The 17,693-nt window shown below is 74.9% G+C and carries 12 protein-coding genes; all 12 read left to right on the top strand.

Features of this window, described 5'->3' with window-relative positions; translation table 11 throughout:
* Positions 1–192 precede the first annotated feature (192 nt).
* The 12 genes from FRAEUI1C_RS28505 (at position 193) to FRAEUI1C_RS28450 (ending at position 17,637) form a co-directional block, all read left to right on the top strand.
* Entirely contained in the window at positions 193–393 is a 201-nt protein-coding gene (locus FRAEUI1C_RS28505; RefSeq protein ID WP_157735066.1) for a hypothetical protein, read from the top strand.
* The gene (locus tag FRAEUI1C_RS36740; protein ID WP_013426836.1) at positions 390–2,906 is read left to right on the top strand and encodes an outer membrane protein assembly factor BamB family protein; all 2,517 of its coding nucleotides are present in this window, start codon (positions 390–392) and stop codon (positions 2,904–2,906) included. The genes FRAEUI1C_RS28505 and FRAEUI1C_RS36740 overlap by 4 nt, the downstream gene beginning before the upstream one ends.
* A 101-nt stretch (positions 2,907–3,007) precedes the next feature.
* Positions 3,008–4,867 (top strand): Hsp70 family protein, encoded by a 1,860-nt coding sequence (locus tag FRAEUI1C_RS28495; RefSeq protein WP_013426835.1) that lies wholly within the window; start codon positions 3,008–3,010, stop codon positions 4,865–4,867.
* A gap of 160 nt (positions 4,868–5,027) precedes the next feature.
* A complete protein-coding gene (locus FRAEUI1C_RS38660) occupies positions 5,028–6,095 on the top strand; it encodes a nucleotide exchange factor GrpE (RefSeq protein ID WP_013426834.1) in 1,068 nt (355 codons plus the stop codon).
* Positions 6,095–8,059 (top strand): dynamin family protein, encoded by a 1,965-nt coding sequence (locus FRAEUI1C_RS28485; RefSeq protein WP_013426833.1) that lies wholly within the window; start codon positions 6,095–6,097, stop codon positions 8,057–8,059. Before FRAEUI1C_RS38660 ends, FRAEUI1C_RS28485 begins: the two co-directional genes overlap by 1 nt.
* A 14-nt stretch (positions 8,060–8,073) precedes the next feature.
* Positions 8,074–9,114, top strand: a complete 1,041-nt coding sequence (locus FRAEUI1C_RS39825; protein WP_013426832.1) for a hypothetical protein — start codon at positions 8,074–8,076, stop codon at positions 9,112–9,114.
* 392 nt (positions 9,115–9,506) lie between these two features.
* Positions 9,507–10,010, top strand: a complete 504-nt coding sequence (locus FRAEUI1C_RS28475; protein ID WP_232425156.1) for an RNA polymerase sigma factor — start codon at positions 9,507–9,509, stop codon at positions 10,008–10,010.
* A 128-nt stretch (positions 10,011–10,138) separates the two neighbouring features.
* Positions 10,139–11,590 carry a GTPase gene (locus FRAEUI1C_RS28470; protein ID WP_013426830.1) on the top strand — a complete coding sequence of 484 codons (1,452 nt, stop codon included), beginning with the start codon at positions 10,139–10,141 and terminating at the stop codon, positions 11,588–11,590.
* Positions 11,591–11,745: 155 nt separating this feature from the next.
* Positions 11,746–12,699, top strand: a complete 954-nt coding sequence (locus FRAEUI1C_RS28465; protein ID WP_013426829.1) for an SGNH/GDSL hydrolase family protein — start codon at positions 11,746–11,748, stop codon at positions 12,697–12,699.
* A gap of 592 nt (positions 12,700–13,291) precedes the next feature.
* The gene (locus FRAEUI1C_RS28460; RefSeq protein WP_013426828.1) at positions 13,292–13,954 is read left to right on the top strand and encodes an alpha/beta hydrolase; all 663 of its coding nucleotides are present in this window, start codon (positions 13,292–13,294) and stop codon (positions 13,952–13,954) included.
* Positions 13,955–14,078: 124 nt separating this feature from the next.
* Positions 14,079–15,338, top strand: a complete 1,260-nt coding sequence (locus FRAEUI1C_RS28455; RefSeq protein WP_013426827.1) for an acetyl-CoA C-acyltransferase — start codon at positions 14,079–14,081, stop codon at positions 15,336–15,338.
* Positions 15,339–15,390: 52 nt separating this feature from the next.
* Positions 15,391–17,637 carry an enoyl-CoA hydratase-related protein gene (locus FRAEUI1C_RS28450; protein WP_013426826.1) on the top strand — a complete coding sequence of 749 codons (2,247 nt, stop codon included), beginning with the start codon at positions 15,391–15,393 and terminating at the stop codon, positions 17,635–17,637.
* Positions 17,638–17,693: the final 56 nt, after the last annotated feature.

Below are 17,693 nucleotides of genomic sequence, written 5' to 3'. Positions count from 1 at the left end.
TGGACGTCGTGGCGGACCGCCATGGCTCCGGTCCCGGGTCATCCGCGGCCACGGCCGCCAACAGTTTCAGGACCTTTTCGGCCGGCGGCGGCGTCCAACCTTCGTCGAGGGGTCAGGCGCCCAGCTCGTGCCTGGATTCCGAGACATGGACGCCATCACTGCTCCGGGGGGAACGGGAATATGGCTGGCTGGGTGTTGGCGATCGATGTCGGCACGAGCTTCACCACCGCTGCCAGCGGCGGGCACGACATCCTCGCGCAGGCAGGAATCACGCTGATCGCCTCGGACTATTACTCCGATCTGATTCCCGCACTGATTGAGCTGCGGCGGACTGTCGCCAACACGAGAAGCCCCGCGACGCCGTCAGGCACCGGGGAAAGTGGGCGGCGATGACGGGCTGGTCCTTGGCGGTCGACTTCGGGACGAGTTTCACCTGCGCGGCCTGGCAGGTCGGTGGCGGGGCCGCCGAGGTGCTGGAGATCGACAACAGCAGGTATCTGCCGTCCGCCGTGTGGCTGGACCCGGACGGGCAACTGACGACAGGGAAGACGGCCGTCAGCCAGGGCGGGGCGTTTCCGGAGCGGCTGGAGCGGCTGCCGAAGCGAGCGCTGGTCACCGCGGAGGCGATCCTGCTCGGCGAGGAGACGGTCGGGACCGTCGACGTCGTCGCGGCGGTGCTGCGGCGGGTGGCCGCGGAGGCGAGGCGGAGGTCGGACGGGACGCCGCCGTCGCGAGCGGTGCTGACCCACCCGGCCCGCTGGACGGCGGCCGACCTGGACAAGCTGCGGCTGGCCGCGGAGAAGGCGGGGCTGCCGACTCCGGTGTTCGTGTCGGAGCCGGTGGCGGCGGCCAGCTGGTACGCGGCCAGCGAGGACATCCCCGACGGCGGGCACGTCGCCATCTACGACCTCGGGGGCGGCACGCTGGACACGGCGGTGCTCCGGCGGGTCGGTGGTGGCTTCACCGTGGTGGGCCGCCCGGGCGGGGACGGGCACTTCGGCGGGGAGGACGTCGACGAGGCGATGCTGGAGGTGGTCGGCGGGCATGCGGCCGATCTCGACCAGGCCCGCTGGGACCGGCTCTGGTCGGACACGTCACGGGCCGGCAACCGCACCCGCGCGCTCACCCGCCAGGACCTCGTCCTGGCCAAGGAGTCGCTGTCCCGCTCCGCGACGCACACCCTCTATCTGATGGGCTTCGACGACGGCATCCGGGTCACGCGCCGGGAGCTGGAGGACGCCGTCGGCGGCCGGCTCGACGCCAGCATCGACGAGCTGGTCGCCACGATCGCCTCCGCCGGGCTGGCCCCGGAACAGCTGTCCGCGATCTGCCTCACCGGCAACGCCACCCGGATGCCCCGGGTCAGCGAGCTGGTCAGCGCCCGCACCGGCCAGCTCCCGCGCGCCACCGGCGATCCGAAGACCGTCACCGCTCTCGGCGCCCTGATCGCGGCCGGCCCGACCGCCGCGCCACCGCTGGTCAGCCGCCCGCCGGTAGGCCAGACGCCCGTCGGCCGCCCGGCTGGTCCCCCGCCGCTGGTCAGTCGCCCGCCCGTCGGGCCGCCGGCCGTTGGTCAGCCGCCGGTCGGCCAGCCGTCCGTCACCGCTCGGGCAGGCGACGGGTCCCGGGTACCGGGCGCCGCCGCTCCGGGCTCGGCGGCGCTGTTCCGCGGTGGCCCCCGGCGGACCGGTGCCCACGCCTGGGCCGATCCGGTTCCGCCGGGATGGCCGGGAGTACCGGCGGCGGTCACGTCTGCGGCCGCTGGCCCGGCGCCGGGCACGCCACCGCCTGGAACCGGCTGGGGCGGCCTTCCCCCGGCGGCTCCGGCCGGGCCGCGGCAGTACGCGGCAACCGCCAGCACTGGGCCGACGCTGGCGTCCCAGCCCGGTCTCTGGAAGACGAAGATCAGCCGGCTGGGCGCGGGGTCACCCGCCGTCGGGGTGGGTCCTGGTGGCAGGCCGACGCTGTTCGTGACCGGCGTGGCCGGGAGGCTGCACGCGGTCGACCTGGCGACTGGTCACCAGCCCTGGGCCCTGGGCCTCGGCAACGGCGGTTCGTCGCCGGTCGTCGCGGACGGCGTCGTCTACTGCGGCGGCCGACCGAACCAGCTCCTGGCCCTGGACGCGGCGACGGGCCAGCCGCGCTGGGTGTTCCACGGGGCAAGCGGCGTGGACGCCGCGCCGGCGCTGTCCGGCGGCCTCCTGTTCGCCGGCGGCTGGGACGGCAGGGTGTACGCCCTGGACGCGGAGACCGGAGCGGTCCGGTGGATCCAGCCCGCCGGTGGCTGGGTCGCCGCCGCACCGGCTGTCGTCGGCGACACGCTCTACGTCGGCTGCGGCAACGGTCTGCTCTATGCCGTCGGGACAGACGAGGGTGACCTGCGCTGGCAGTACGACGCCGGTGGGGCGATCTGGTCGGCCCCAGCGGTCCTCACCGCCTCGACGGGGCAGGCGGACCTGGTCGTCGTCGGAAGTCACGCCCACGTGCTGCACGGGATCGACGCGGCGACCGGGCAGGCACGGTGGCGTCGCCCGCTGAGCGGCGGCGTCTATACCGCGCCCGCCGTCGACCCGGAGGGGATCGCGTATCTCACCAGCCAGGGCGGGATGCTGACCGCGGTGGACACCCGGGACGGTTCCGTCCGCTGGACCCGGCACATCGGCGGTGACCACGCGAACGCGGCCCTCGCCGCCGGCCTGGTGGTGATCACGGGTGCCCGGGGCCGGCTGCACGGGCTGGACGCCGCGACGGGCACCAGCCGCTGGACGGCGAAGCTCGGCGGCCTGTCGGACGCCTCGCCGATCGTGATCACGGGTTTGCCTGGCCTCGGCGCGTCGGCCCTCGTCGCCGTGGGCACGTCCGCCGGCACCCTGCTCACGCTGGACGCCGAGACCGGCAACCGCTGACAGAACCGCCGCGGCTCCCGCGCGGCGAGGCCGGTTGGCGGGGACCCTTTCGGCGCCCGTCAACGTCCAATCCTGGTCGAGATCTGTTTCCGGGGGGATAGATGGGCTGGACGCTTGCGATAGACGTCGGGACGAGCTTCACGACGGCGGCGATCACCGTCGACGGCGGTGAGGCGACCCTTGTGGAGGTCGAGCAGAGCCGATATCTGCCTTCGCTGGTCGTGCTCGACGAGAGCGGTGTGCTCATCACGGGCCGGGCGGCGACGTCGTTGCGTGGCGCGTTTCCGGAGCGGGCGGAACGGCTGCCGAAAAGGGCGCTCGTCAACGCCACCCAGACGCGGCTCGGAGAGACGACCGTCGACACGGCGGATCTTGTCGCGGCGTTGCTGCGCCGGGTCCGGGACGAGGCGCGGCGGCTGGCCGGCGGCGACGAGCCGGCGCGGGTGGTGCTCACCCACCCGGCCCGCTGGGGGGAGGCGGAGCTCGACCGGCTGCGGCTGGCCGCGAGCAAGGCGGGGCTGTCCGAGCCGAGCTTCGTGCCCGAGCCGGTCGCCGCGGCGGTCTGGCACGCCCACCAGCACGACGTCCCGGTCGGCGCGTACGTCGCCGTCTACGACTTCGGCGGCGGCACGTTCGACACGGCCGTCCTGACCCGCACCGCGGACGGATTCACCGTGCAGGGCCGTCCCGGCGGTGACCCGAACCTCGGCGGCGAGGACCTCGACGAGGCGCTACGGGAGATCGTCGCCGGGCACGTGCGGGACGCCGGCGATCAGGACCGGGCCGCCTGGGACGCCCTGTGGAGCGGCGAGTCTCGCGACGCCCGCCGTCGCCAGGACCTGCTGCGTTCTGACATCACCACGGCCAAGGAGGCACTGTCCCGCTTCCCGCACACGACGATCTACCCGCCGGGTCTCGAGGACGGGATCCGGCTGACCAGGCCCGAATTCGAGGCGGCGATCAACGACAGGCTGCGCGCCACCGTCGCCGAGCTGGTCGCCACGGTCGAGGGCACGGGCCAGGCGCCCGGCGACCTCGCGGCCGTGTACCTGACCGGCGGATCGAGCGGTGTCCCGCTGGTCAGCGAGCTGCTCACGGAGGCGCTGGGGCGGCCACCCGTGGCGACCGCCGACCCGAAGACCGTCGTCGTCCTCGGCGCCGCGATCCCGCACCTCCCCGCCGCGGCCGGGCCGGTGGTACCGCCGCCCCCTCCGCCGCCACCGCCCGTTCCGCCCGTTCCGCCCCTCCCGCCGGCCCCTCGGCGCAGCCGTCGGCAGACGCTCATCGGCGCGGCCGTGGTCGGGGTGCTCGCGGCCGTGCTCATCCCCTCGATCGTGCTGAGCCGCCACCACGGCGGCGGCGACGTCGCGGGCGGCGGTTCGGTGTCTCCGGCGCCGAACCCACCGGTGACCAGCGACGCGGTCGTCACGCCCGACCCGGTCATCAGCACGCACGACGTCGAGACGCCCATAGAAGAGGTCACCACCGAGTACTCGCCGGAGCCGGAGCCCACGACCCCCGACCCGCGCGACAACCTGCCCTCGGAGGCCTGGGATCTCTACGACAGCCTCGGTGACAGCGGGATCGACAAGGACGACTGCGAGAACCTCCCCGAGTTCACGGGTTCGCCGGCGCCGGTCGCCTCCATCAGCTGTTCCAGCCGGGACAACGGCCATCCGGTCTATTTCGCGCAGTTCGATTCGACCAGCGACAAGAACGCCTACCTGGAGAGCGCGGGTCAGGGCCTCACCCAGGGCTCCTGTGGCTCCGGCGGGGACCATTTCAGCACCTGGACGGTCAGCGGCAGCCGGGTCGGCGTCGTGTTCTGTTACAACCTGTCGAGCAGTTACTCGTTCATGTGGACCACGGACTCGACGCTCAACGTCGGTCTGTACGAGGGCACGCCGTCCAGCGCCTACGAGTTCTGGTACGACCACGGCTGCGTGATCGGTGGCTGCTGACCGTCGGCCGGTGGCCGAGCCACCGGCCCAGCGCTCACGTTCGACCCCCGGCCGGTCCGAGATCTCGCGAACTGTTTCCACGCGGGCGGAACATCTGGGCCCGGTCACGCCGTCCAATCCGTGCCGTCGGATCCGGCGGCAGCCTCGCGCAGGGGGAGCGATGCCCAACCACCGCCAGTCGACCCAGACCAGAGCCGAGACCGGGGCAGCCGCGACCGTGAACCGGACGGCGGCCCGAGCCGGCGCCGTCGGCCGGTCGCGGTGGGTGCGGGTCGGCGTGGGAACCGCTGGCGCGCTGCTGCTCGCGACGCTCGGCCTGGCCGCGTTCGCCGGCCCGGCTGCCGCCGACACGCCTGCACCTACCACGCCGGCTGGCGGACCCGGCGTGGTCGTGCAAGGCCCGGAAACGACCAGCGTTCTCACCGGGGGCGGCCAGCAGGGCTCCGCTGGCGGGACCGGGACCGGGACCGACTCGCGGAACGACGCGGCGACGACGACGCCCCCGCCGACCACGAAGCCCCCGGCGACCACGAAGCCACCGGCGACCACGACGCCCCCCGCGACCACGACGCCACCGGCGGAGACAAGCTCGCCCGCGGTGGTCAATCCGGGCGACAAGGGCAAGGGCGGCGGCCACACCGGGCTGTGGATCCTGCTCGGGCTGGTGCTCGGCGCGGCCGGCGGCTACGGAGTGGCCCGGCTCGTCGGCGGCGGGAGGCACGACGACGTACCCGCGCCGGCCGCCGGGCGGGTTCCGGCCGGCCAGTCCGGCCAGTCCGGCTGGTCGGACGTCGACTACCGGGAGATCGCCGGTGCCGGCGGGGAGGCGGCCTGGGCACAGACCCGCCCGATGGCGCCGGTCGGTGGCCGCGCGCCGGCGACCGGGGCCCCGACCCGCGTCGACCCGGCGGTGGCCCGGGCCGCGCAGGAGCGTGACCGGCTGGTCCGCGCCTGCATCGACGTCTCCGACCGGCTGCAGGACACCGACCGCGGCCTGTGGCGGCGGCTGAACGCCGAGCTGGCCGACGTCGGCGTCGAGGTCGTCGCCCCGAACGAGGGCGACCCGTTCGACCCCAACCTGCAGGAGGCCACCGGCAGCGAGCCGACGACCGACCCAGGGCGGCACATGACCGTCGCGAGCACCGAGTTCACCGGGTTCACCGACCATGGCAAGGTGCTGCGCCGTCCGGCGGTCGTCGTCTTCCGAGCCGACCAGGTGCCGCGATAGTGACCGCTCCGAGCCCGCCCGCTGCCGGCGCCGCCCCGGTCGACGGGAGCCTGCTCACCGCCCGGGTGGCACGGGCCGCGACCGACACCGCGGCCATCGCGGTGTCGGTCGGGGAGCAGAGCGGGGCGAGCCTGCTGACCCTGTCGACGCAGCGGCTGCGGGCCGGCGCGGCCACGGTCGTCGTCGTGGGCGAGAAGAAGCGCGGCAAGAGCTCGCTGCTCAACGCGCTGCTCGGCCGGGAGGGCCTGCTGCCGGTGGACGTCGACGTGGCGACGAACGTCCACCTGACGGTCGGCTACGCGGAGCAGGACATCGCCCGCGCGACGGTGGCCGTGCCGGTGGGAGCCGCCGGTTCCCCGTCGTCGGCAGGAGCCGCGGGCGGCCCGGGGGAGGCGCCCGCGGTACGCACGGAGGTCGTCCCGATCGACCTCGCCGATCTCGCCGAGTACGCGGCCGTCGATCCGGCCCGCTCGAACGATCCGGCGCGGGCGGGCCTGGCGACCAGGGACAACGTGCTGCACGTCGACATCGGGCTGCCCGACCCGCTGCTGCGCCACGGGCTTCGGCTGGTGGACACGCCAGGGGTCGGCGGCCTGGTGGCCGGCCACGCCCGGGCCGCGGCCGCCGCCGCCAGCGCCGCGGACGCGCTGCTGTTCGTGGTCAGCGGCCAGAGCGAGCTGACCGCGTCCGAGCACGGCTTCCTGCGCCAGCTGCGCGAGCGGACCAGCGAGGTGCTGTTCGTGCTCGCCCAGATCGACAAGTACCCGGACTGGCGGAACGTGCTCGCCCGCAACCAGGAGCTGATCCGCGACCACGCGCCGGCGCTCGCCGACGCGCCGTGGTTCCCGGTGAGCAGCCGCTTCAAGATCGACGCGGACCGGTTCGCCGAGCGCGGCCGGGCCGACCGGGCCGCGACGCTGACCGAGCGCAGCGGGTTCGTCCCGCTGATGGCCGCGCTCACCGACACGGTCGCCGACCGGGCCGACCGGATCCGGATGCGCAACACCCTGCACGCCACCGGTCAGGTGCTGGACCGGCTGGAGGCCGGGCAGCGCACCCGGCTGCGCTCGCTCGCGCACGACCCGGCCCTGCTCGCCGAGATCAACGACCGGCGCACCCGGCTGGCCGCGGCCCGCGAGGAGACCGCCTGGTGGCGGGCCCACCTGGCCGAACGCTTCCAGGGCCTGGACAACACGGCCCGGCTCGAGCTGAGCAGGCTGATCGCCGATCTGCAGGCCGAGGCGGACGAGCGGATCGTCGCCGCGGGAACCGAGTACCTGGCGCAGCTGCCCCGGGACCTGGCCGGCTCGGTGGGCGCCATCTGGATGACCATGCAGCACCTCGTCGAGCGGGGGCTCGCCGAGATCTCCGGCGAGCTGGGCCAGCGGTTCGAGGCCGCGGGCATGCCGGAGCTCTCGCTCGGCCTCGCGCTGCCGGACCGGCTCAGGACGTTGCCGACGGTCGCGCGCTCGGGCCCGGAGCGGCGCGGCCTCGGCGAGACGTTCGACCGGATCGTGCCGAGCGTCGGCCTGGGCACGCTGACCTTCACGCTGCTCAGCGGCGCGTCGCTCGCGCTCGGGCCGGTGGCCCCGGTCGTCGCCGGGGTGGCCGTCGTTCTCGCCGTCGGCCGCCGGCGGATCGGCAACGAGGAGACGATGAAGGCTCGCGCCGACGCCCGTCGTTATGTCTCGACGGTGTCGGACCGGCTGAGGACGGAACTGCCGCCGGTGGTGCAGCAGTCGTTGCGCTCGGCCATGGCGACGCTGCGCGACCACGTCACCGACGCACTGACGATCGCGATCAGCCAGCTGGAGGAGGAGATAGCCGAGCACAACCGGACCCTTAGGCGCGCGGATGAGCAGAACGCGCCGCGCCGCACCGCCGTCACCAATAACCTGAATCTGATCGAGAATCTTCGCCGGCAGACCGGGGCTCTGCGGACCGCGCTCGACGGCGAGCAGTAACGGGGGTAACCGCAATGGAAGTCCACAGCCACGAGGGCGGCTACGGCGATCTCGCCGGCCATCACGCCGACGACCCGTCGGCCTACGACCATCAGGGCTATGACTCCTCGACGGCGCTCGACCATTCCGGGGGAGGCGATTCCTGGGGCTCGCCTGCCGGGTATGGCGGCGGCCACGAGTACAGCACCCCAGACCCGTCCGGTACCTACGCCGAGATTCACGTCCTGGACCATTCCGGCGACGACGTGGTGACGACCGGGGCGGACGGCTCGGTCCACATCTACGACCCCTCGGGCGACGACTACATCACCGGAATCACCGCCGACGGATCGGCGCAGGTGCTGGTCGGCGGCACCGCCGACGCCGGCTCCGACGCAGGCGCCGCCGACCAGGGCTCCGCCGCCGGCCCGGACACCGCGGCGCAGACCGACCCGTCCGGCTATGGCGACCAGTCCGGCTACGGCAGCGCGGTGGGCGCCGGCGCGCCGGCGGGCGGCTACGCTCCGGCCTTCGACACGGCCGCCGGCTACTCGTCGATGGGAAACCTCGGCCCCGTCGGGCCGATGCTGGACCAGACGGACCTGCTCAGCCACCAGGTCGCTGCCCTTGAGCACCAGATCGACGCCGGCCTGCCCCCGGCCGACCCGGTCGCGGGCGGCGGCCTCGGTGACGGCTTCCTGCCGGACCCGTCGGTCCTGCCGGTCAGTGGCGACACCGCCGCGCTGATGAACCAGATCAACGGGCAGATGCACGTCGCGCAGGGCCTCGTCGACGGCGCGGTGCACCAGACCGGCCAGGATCCCGCGGCGGGCGGCGGCTACGGCATAGACCAGGCGTTCGCCGACTCCGGCATCGCCCCCGGCTCGATCTCTCCGAGTGTGCTGAACCAGCTGCGCATGAATGAGGCGATCATGCACAACCCGGCGGGCGCGGCCCGGATCGCGCCGCTGATCCAGGCGGACACCAACCAGACGGCGGTCGAGACCAGCATCGCCCAGTACAACCAGTCAATCGCCACCGACAACGAGATCTCGGCGGCGACCGACCCGATCTAAGAAGGCGCCTGGTCCACGGGCGCCGCTCCCGGTCCCATCCGCCCGTTCCGGTCCCGTTGGCTCGCGCCAATCTCGCCGGTTCACTGCCGTTCCTCACTGGCGCGGCAATGCACGCGCAGATGTCGCGGGAAAGTCGGATCTGGAGGAGTTTCCGCCGGAAGTCTCGTGCACAATGCGAGCAAGGCCTCCGCTTCTACAGGTTTGTGGCGGGGTCGGAGCTGACGCTCCGGCTCCGCCCGGCCGGTCGGAGCGGTCGGGGCAGGCCTCCCGGGGGGGATCGCATGACGCACGTAGGCGGGCCGGACGACTGCCTTGACGGGGGCCTTGAGGCCTCCACTGTCCCGCGAGCTGATCAGGCGTCCGCCCGGTCGGCTCCGCCGGACGACGCTCTGGTGGCGCGGGCGGCGGCAGGCGACCGGAGCGCGTTCGACCGGCTCGTCGGGCCGTACCAGCGCCAGCTGTGGGCCGTGTGCCGGCGGATCACCGGCGACGACCAGGACGCCGACGACGCGTTGCAGAACGCGCTCGTGGCGGCCTGGACCAGCCTGCCGGGATTCGAGGGGAGGTCGCGGCTCTCCACCTGGCTGCACCGCGTGGCGACGAACGCGGCGCTTGACGAGGTCCGCCGCCGCTCGCGGCGCCCGGCGCCGGTCGCCGAGCTTCCGGTCGAGGCGGTGGCGGCCGAACCGGCGCTCGCCGACCGCGTCGCCGACCGGCTCGCCTTCGACGCCGCGGTCGCCACGCTGGCGGCGCCGTTTCGGGCCACCCTGCTGCTGCGCGACGTGTGTGGGCTGAGCTACCTGGAGATCGCGCGGGAACGCGGCATCCCGGTGGACACGGTCAAGTCGCAGCTGCACCGCGGCCGGCAGGCGGTGGCCGCGCGGCTCGTCGCCTGACCGACCCGGCCGGGGCCGCCCTGGCCGGGGCGTGCTCCACACGTCTGCCTACTCCGAGCGTCCCTGCTACTCCTAGCGTCCCTGCTACTCCGAGCGTCCCTGCTACTGCGAGCTTCACTGAGGAACCGATGCGAACGCCGTTGTGCGACCAGACCCTCGTCCTGTGCGCGGAGGCGGCGGAGCGGCTCGCGCCGGGCCCGGCGCGGGACGCGGTGACGGCGGTCGCCGAGCGGCTGCGGGAACGCACGCTGCGGCTCGCGGTCGGTGGCCGGGTCAACGCGGGAAAGTCGACGCTGGTCAACGCGCTGCTGGGCCAGCGGCTCGCGGCGACCGACGCGACCGAGTGCACGATGGTCGTCACCTGGTTTCGTCACCACCACCAGAACCGGATCGTGGTGACCCCGCACGCCGGGGAGCCGTTCATGCTGCCGCCGGCCCGGGGCGGCGGAGCTCCCGCCGACCTGAGACTGCCCCGCGAGCAGATCCGCACGGTGACGGTCGAGGTCGCCAACCAGGCCCTCGCCGCCCGGCACATCCTGATCGACACCCCGGGCCTGGACTCGCTGACCGGCCTCGACGAGGGCTCCCTCGCCGCCCTCGCGGACGCGGACGCGCTCCTCTACGTCACCCCGCACCCGGGGGAGCGCGACGCCGAGGCGATCGAGGGCCTGCGTGGCACGGCCCTCGGCGCGAACCTCACCGCCGCCAACGTCCTCGGCGTGCTCAGCAGGGTCGACCAGCTCGGCGACGGTCGTGACGACGTGTGGGAGCAGGCCCGGCGGGTCGCCGGGCGGTATGCCGCCGACCTGCGCGGCCTGGTTGGCGACGTCGTGCCGGTGATCGGCCTGCTCGCGCAGACCGCGGGCGGCGACGAGTTCACCGAGGCGGACACCCGGCTGCTGCACCAGCTCGCCGCCGCGGACGCCGACGATCTGGACGACGCGCTGTACTCGCACGCGGACTTCCTCGACTGGGACACCGGCCCGCTGCGGGCCGACGACCGGGTCCGGCTGCTGCGGCTGCTCGGCACGTACGGACTGCGGACCTGCGCCACGCTCCTCGCCGAGGGCATCGCGGGGACGCCCCGGCTGCTCGCCGCGCTTGAGGAGCGTTCCGGCATCGTCGAGCTGCGGGCGCAGGTCGAGCGCCGCTTCATCGTGGGTGCCGACCGGCTGCGGGCGACCCGCGCGCTCGGGGACCTGGAGACGGCCAGCTGGCTCGGCGACGACGCCGACGCCCGGCTCGTGCTCGCCGGCCTGCGCTCGGAGATCGACCGGCTCCGCCGCGACCCCGTGCTGCGGCAGGCGGAGCTCGCCGGCGCCCTGCGCGAGCTCGCGGCCGGCCGGCTTCGCGTCGACGACGCCACCGCGACCGCGCTGGTCGCGTTCGCCACCGGGACGACGACGGCCGCTCGCCTCGGGCTGCCGGACGGCGCCACGCCCGCGCAGATCGCCGAGGCGGCCGGCGCGTGGGTGCGGCGTTGGCGCGAGCTGGAGGCGAGCCCGTCGCGGCTCGTCGTCCGTTATGCCCGGGCGGCCCGCGAGCTCGCCGAGGCTCTCTACTTCGAGACGACCGGCTGAAGCGTCGGCGGTGTGATCGCGTTGTGATCACGTGATCACCTGAGCCCTCTTCGCGCGGCGAAGTAGCATCAAGAGGACACGTACCGGTTTCAACCGATTGCACGGCGGCTGCGTTTATAAGGGAGGAACCTCCCCCTTTCGGTACGAGGAGCGCCATGCCCGCCGCGCAGTACGAGCGATCGCCTCGCTCCGACCGGCCGCTGGCTGTCGACCACGCCGGCCGGGATCTCCCGGACGGCCCCGAGGAGCCCGGCGATCCCGGCCGCGGCGCCAGGCCGGTCCAGGCCGGGCCGGCCGGCACCCGCCCCTCGACGCACCAGGGCTGGACCGGGATCGACCTGCTCGCGCTGCTGGGCGGGCTGTCGGGGCGTCGGGCCCGCCAGCCGGGCCAGCCGAGGTGGTCGCGCCGGGCCGTCGCGATCCTGGCGGTGATCGTCGCGGTGCTCGGATCCGCGATCGTGCTGCGCGGCTACCTGCCGGCGGACCCGCGGCTGCTCGTGTACGGGGACTCGCTGATCGTCGAGTCGCAGGAGCCCTTCAGGCAGGCGGCGCTGGACGCGGGTGCGCACGCGATCGAGCTGCGCGCCTGGAGCGGCACCGCCCCCTGCGACTGGGTCAACGACGTGCCGGGCCAGATCCGCGACTTCCGGCCGACGGTCGCCGTGATCGCGTTCTCCGGCAACCTGCCGGCATGCATGGCCGGACGCGACCTGCTCACCGGTTACCGCCAGGACGTGACCACGATGGTCGACCAACTGGTGTCCGCGGGCGTCCAGGTCCGGCTGGTCGAGGAACCGGCGCGCAAGGTCGACACGGTCGACGCCTCGGGGCGCACCGCGCTCGGCCGGCTGTGGGCCACGATCGCGCGCGAGACGCCGAACACCCGGGTGGTGCGGGCCGATCTCGCGGTGACCGCCGCCGGCCGGTTCGTCCCGTCCCTGCCGTGCGACCCGGGGGAGCCGTGCGGGCCGGACGGCCAGATCATCGTCCGCGCCCCCGACGGCGTGCACTTCTGCCCGCACCCCGTCGTGCCCGCCGGCATCTGCTCCGTCTACTCGAGCGGCGCCCGCCGTTACGGCGCCGCCGTCGCTCGCGGCGCACTCGACTGACCGCCGACACCAGGCCGGCCGCTGGTCGCGTCCAGGGACCGCCGTCCCGCGTTCAGATTTCCTTGATGTTTCGTCGTCGTGTCGCCGAGGTCTCTGTCGCGGCGAGGGCGATTGACTTTCCTCACTGATCTAGTGAACATTGGGGCATGCCCTCCGCCACCGTCCGACCGCCGCTCGGCCGGGTGCCGTCCGCCGTCGCGGCGTCGCGGTCCTGTCCACCTTCCGTGACCTGTCGGAGCTTCTGAACAGCGTGCGCTGAGCGCGGCCTCCTCGGCTCGGCGCGTTCCCGCGTCCGAGCCGGGCCCGAGGCCCGCGGGCGCAGGGCAGTCTCTCTTCGCCAGGAGTTCGCCCCGCCGCCACCCGATCGTGTCGGCGGCCAGGCTTCCTGGGCGCACCGTCAAGACGAGCCCCCGTGCCGTCGGCTCCCAGTGGTCGCGGTACTGTCGCGCGTCGCATTGTGTGTCTGGCCACTTCGGCGTGCACGTGCCGCGTTCTCGTCCTCCCTGTCTGGACGGGGCCGCTGCCCGGGAACGCCGCGGCGACCGGCACGGGCCGCCACTGCCGCGGGTCTACCAGAAATCAGGAGTGTTCGATGACCCCAACGCTCATCCCGGCCGTGCCGAGCGCCCGGTCGGCACAGGAACCGGCGTTCGTGCCGGCGGCGGCCGGGCCCGCCGAGTCCCGCGACCGGCATGCCCGGCTCTGGCGCAGCGCCGAGCCGACCGGCCAGCCGCGCGGCTCCGTCGTCGTGCTGCCCGGCCGCGGCGAGTCGGCCGAGCTGTTCGAGCAGCTCGCCTTCCGCCTCTCGCTCGACGGCTACGAGGTGACCTACCTCGGGCCGGGCGAGGACAGCACGCTGGCGCTCGGCGAGTGCCGGGTCCCGGGCCGGCCGTTCGCGCTGGTCGGTTCGGACACCGGCGCGCTGCGTGCGCTCACCGCGTCCGGCTCGCCGGCCCTGCGTACCGACGCGCTCGTGCTGTTGGGCCTGCCGCTGCTCTACCGTCCCGTCGCCGGTGAGGTTCCGACCGAGCCGCCGCCGCGGGCGCTGCCCGACCTGCCGATCCTGCTCGTGCACGGCGTCGACGACGAGGTCAGCCCGCTGCCCGTCGTGCGGATGACGACCCGCACCGCGCCGCGCGCCCACCTGGTGACCGTCCCCGGCGGCCACCAGGTGCTGTCCGACCCGAGCTGGCGGGCCGCCGCGGCCCACACGATCGCGTTCCTGGAGGACGTGGCGATCAGCGCGTCCGTGTAGGGCCGGCCCCTGGCGCCGGCTCAGGTGACCCGGCCCGTTGTTGGCCATAGGTGACCCGGCCCGTTGTTGGCCATAGGTGACACAGGCGGACGGGGTATGTCGACGGGGCGGTACCGTCGCGGGCATGTCCACGACCGGTGCCGCCGAGGCGGTCGTCTACGACGCGGTCCGTACGCCCTGCGGGCGCGGCCGGTCCGGTGGGGCGCTGTACGGCGTCAAGCCGGTCTCCCTGGTCGCGGGGCTGGTCGGCGAGATCCGCGAGCGCAACCCGACGCTGGACGTCGGCCGGCTGGCTGACCTCGTCCTCGGCGTCGCCACCCCGGTCGGTGACCAGGGCGGCGACCTCGCCCGTGCCGCCGCCCTCGTCGCCGGGCTGCCGGACGACGTCGGCGGCCTGGTGGTCAACCGGATCGGGGCCTCCGGCCTGGAGGCCGTCAACCTGGCCGCCGCCCGGGTCCGTGCCGGCGACGACGCGCTGCTGCTGGCCGGCGGGGTCGAGTCGATGTCCCGGCTGCCGGCCGGCGTCGACGGCGGCCCGTGGGCGAACGACCCGGCGACGAACTACCTGACCCACTACGTGCCGCCCGGCGTCGCCGCCGACCTGCTGGCGACCGTCAAGGGCCTGGGCCGCGCCGAGCTCGACGCCTACGCCGCCCGTTCGCGCCAACGCGCGACCGAGGCGTGGGCCGACGGCCGGTTCAAGGAGGCCGTCGTGCCGGTACACGACCACGGCCTGCCGGTGCTGGACCACGACGAACGGGTCGGCCCGATCGGGCTCGGCGACAAGGTGGCGCCCGAGCGCCTCGACGCGGTCGCGGAGTTCCTCGCCCGGCTAGCGCCCGCGTTCACCCAGGCCGGCGAGCAGGCCGGTTTCGACGCCGTCGCGCTGCGGCGCTACCACTGGCTGGAGCGGGTCGAGCACGTCCACACGGCCGGGAACGCGGCCGGCGCGGCCGACGGGGCCGCGCTCGTCCTGATCGGTGCCGCCCAGGTCGGCGCCGAGCTGGGGCTGCGGCCGCTGGCCCGGGTCGTGGCGACCGCGTCGGCGGGCGCGGAGCCGACGCTCGCGCTCACCGGCGCCGGGGCCGCGACCCGCAAGCTGCTCGCCCGCGCGGGGCTGCGCGTCGCCGACGTCGACCTCTTCGAGATCGACGAGTCCTACGCCGCCGTCGCCCTCGCCTACCAGCGGGACCTCGACGTCCCGGACGGGCGTCTCAACGTCAACGGCGGCGGCATCGCGCTGGGCCACCCGCTGGGCGCGATCGGCGCGATGCTGGTCGCCACCGCCGTCGCCGAGCTGTCCCGCCGCGGCGCCCGCCGGGCCGTCGTCGCGCTGTCGGCGGCCGCGGGGATGGGCGTGGCGACGCTGCTCGAACGGATCTGACCGCAGCCCGCGGCCCCGCCGACCCAGCCCCTCGCGATCCGGAGACGAGACGATGCCCGAGCCGACGTCAGCCCCCGTGCGGCCGACGGTCCTGCCGCCGATGGAAGGGTCCGAGGCGGCCGGGTCCACGCCCGACAGCGACCGGATCGGTGTGATCGGCTGGGAGCGGGACGCCGACGGGATCGTCGTGCTCACCGTCGACGACCCGGACCACGCGGCGAACACCACGAACGCGGCGTTCCGCGCGTCGATGGGCGCCGTCGTCGACCGCCTGGAACGGGCCCGGGACACGATCACCGGGGTTGTCGTCACGTCGGCGAAGAAGACGTTCGTCACGGGGGCCGACCTGCGGGAGCTGGTCAGTCTCGGCCCGGCGGACCGGCTCGCGGCGTTCGAGACGGCCGCGGCCGTGAAGGACCAGCTGCGCCGGCTGGAGACGCTCGGCCGCCCGGTCGTCGCGGCGGTCGGTGGTGCCGCGCTCGGCGGCGGCCTGGAGATCGCGCTCGCCTGCCACCACCGGATCGCGGCGGACGTGCCCGGCTCCCAGCTCGGCCTGCCCGAGGTCACGCTCGGGCTCGCGCCGTCGGGCGGCGGGATCGTCCGGACGGTGCGGCTGCTCGGGGTGCGCAGCGCGCTGGTCAACGTGCTTTTGGCGGGCCAGCGGTACAGCCCGGCGCAGGCCCGCGCCCTCGGGCTGGTCGACGAGCTGGTCGGCTCCGTGGCTGAGCTGCTGCCCGCGGCGCGGGCGTGGATCCAGGCCAACCCGGACGCGACCGCCCGCTGGGACGCCCCGGGCTACCAGATTCCCGGTGGCGGGCCGGCGCTGGCCGCCGCGCTGCCGGCGCTGCCCGCCGGGCTGCGCCGCCAGGCCGCGGCCGAGGGCGCGCCGGCGGGACCGGCGATCCTGGCGGCCGCCGTCGAGGGCGCCCAGGTCGACCTCGCGACGGCGTCGGTCATCGAGTCGCGGTACTACGCCGAGCTGGTCACCGGCTCGGTGGCGAAGAACATGATCCAGGCCTTCTACTTCGACCTCGGGCGGATCGGGACGGCCGTGCGCCCGGCGGGGCAGGCACCGGTCGCCGTGACGAGGGCCGCGGTCCTCGGCGCCGGGCCGACCGGGGCCTCGCTCGCGTACGCGCTCGCCAAGGCGGGGGTGGACGTCGTCCTCGCCGGCCCGTCGGCCGAGGCCGCCGGGCTGGCCAAGGGGTACGCCGAGCGGCTCGTCGCCGACGCGGTGCGCCGGGGCAGCACCCGGCCCCCGGCAGGGGAGGCGCTGCTCGCCCGGATCACACCGACCGCGGACCAGGCGGCGCTGGCCGGCGCGGACGTCGTCATCGAGGCGACCGACCCGGCCGCGCCCGCCGGAACCGTCGAGCTGGCCGCGGCCCGTGACGCCGTACCGGAGGCGCTGCTGTGCGTGGCCTCGGCCGCGCCACTGGCGCACCAGCCGCCGGTCGTCGCGACGTCGGAGCCCGGCGACCTGGTCGACGTCGTGGGCCTGCGGCTGGCCGGCCCGGCGGACCGGACCTCGCTCGTCGAGATCGTCGTCGGCGCGGGGACCGCGGACGCCGCGCTGGCCCGGGCGATCGACCTGGTCACCCAGCTGCGCAAGACCCCGATCGTCGTCCACGAGGCCGCCCCCGGCGCCACGGCCGGGGCGGGCGTCGGCGGTGGGTCGTTCGTCGGCCGGCTGCTCGGGGCGTTCGTCGCCGAGGGGGCCGCGATGGTCGGCGCCGGGGTGCCCGCCGCGTCGGTCGAGCAGGCCGGCACGCAGGCCGGCTTCCCGTCCTCGCCGCTGCGTCTGCTCGACGAGCTGACCGGGCCCGCCGTGCGGGGCGCGCTCGGCGACGACGCGTCCGCCGCCGCGGCGGTGCTCGACCAGATGATCGAGCTCGGCCGGTCGGGGCGGGCTGGCGGCGCCGGTTTCTACGACTACGCCGACGGTCGCCCGACCGGCCTGTGGCCGGGCCTGCGTGACCGGTTCGGCGGCACGCTCGACCCGGCTGAGCTGGCGTTCGAGGAGCTGGTCGAGCGGCTGCTGGTCGCGGTGGCGCTGGCCGGCGTCCGCGCGCTGGCGGACGGCACGGTGCGCACGGTGGCGGAGGTCAACATCGGTTCGCTCACCGGCGCCGGGTTCCCAGCCTGGACCGGTGGCGTGCTCGGGTACGTCAACGGCTTCGCCGGCGGGCCGGCCGGCTTCGTCGCCCGGGCGCATGACCTCGTGGCCCGGCACGGCGACCGCTTCGCGCCGCCGCGGTCTCTGGTCGACCGCGCCGCCCGCGGCGAGCTGTACGACTGAAACTCCGCCCGGCCCGTCGATCGGTGGACGCGGGCGCGGGCGGACGGGTAGACCGA

The organism is Pseudofrankia inefficax (genome assembly GCF_000166135.1).
GTDB lineage: Bacteria > Actinomycetota > Actinomycetes > Frankiales > Frankiaceae > Pseudofrankia > Pseudofrankia inefficax.
Note: the sequence above shows the minus strand (reverse complement) of the source record. Positions and strands in the feature narration are given on the sequence as shown.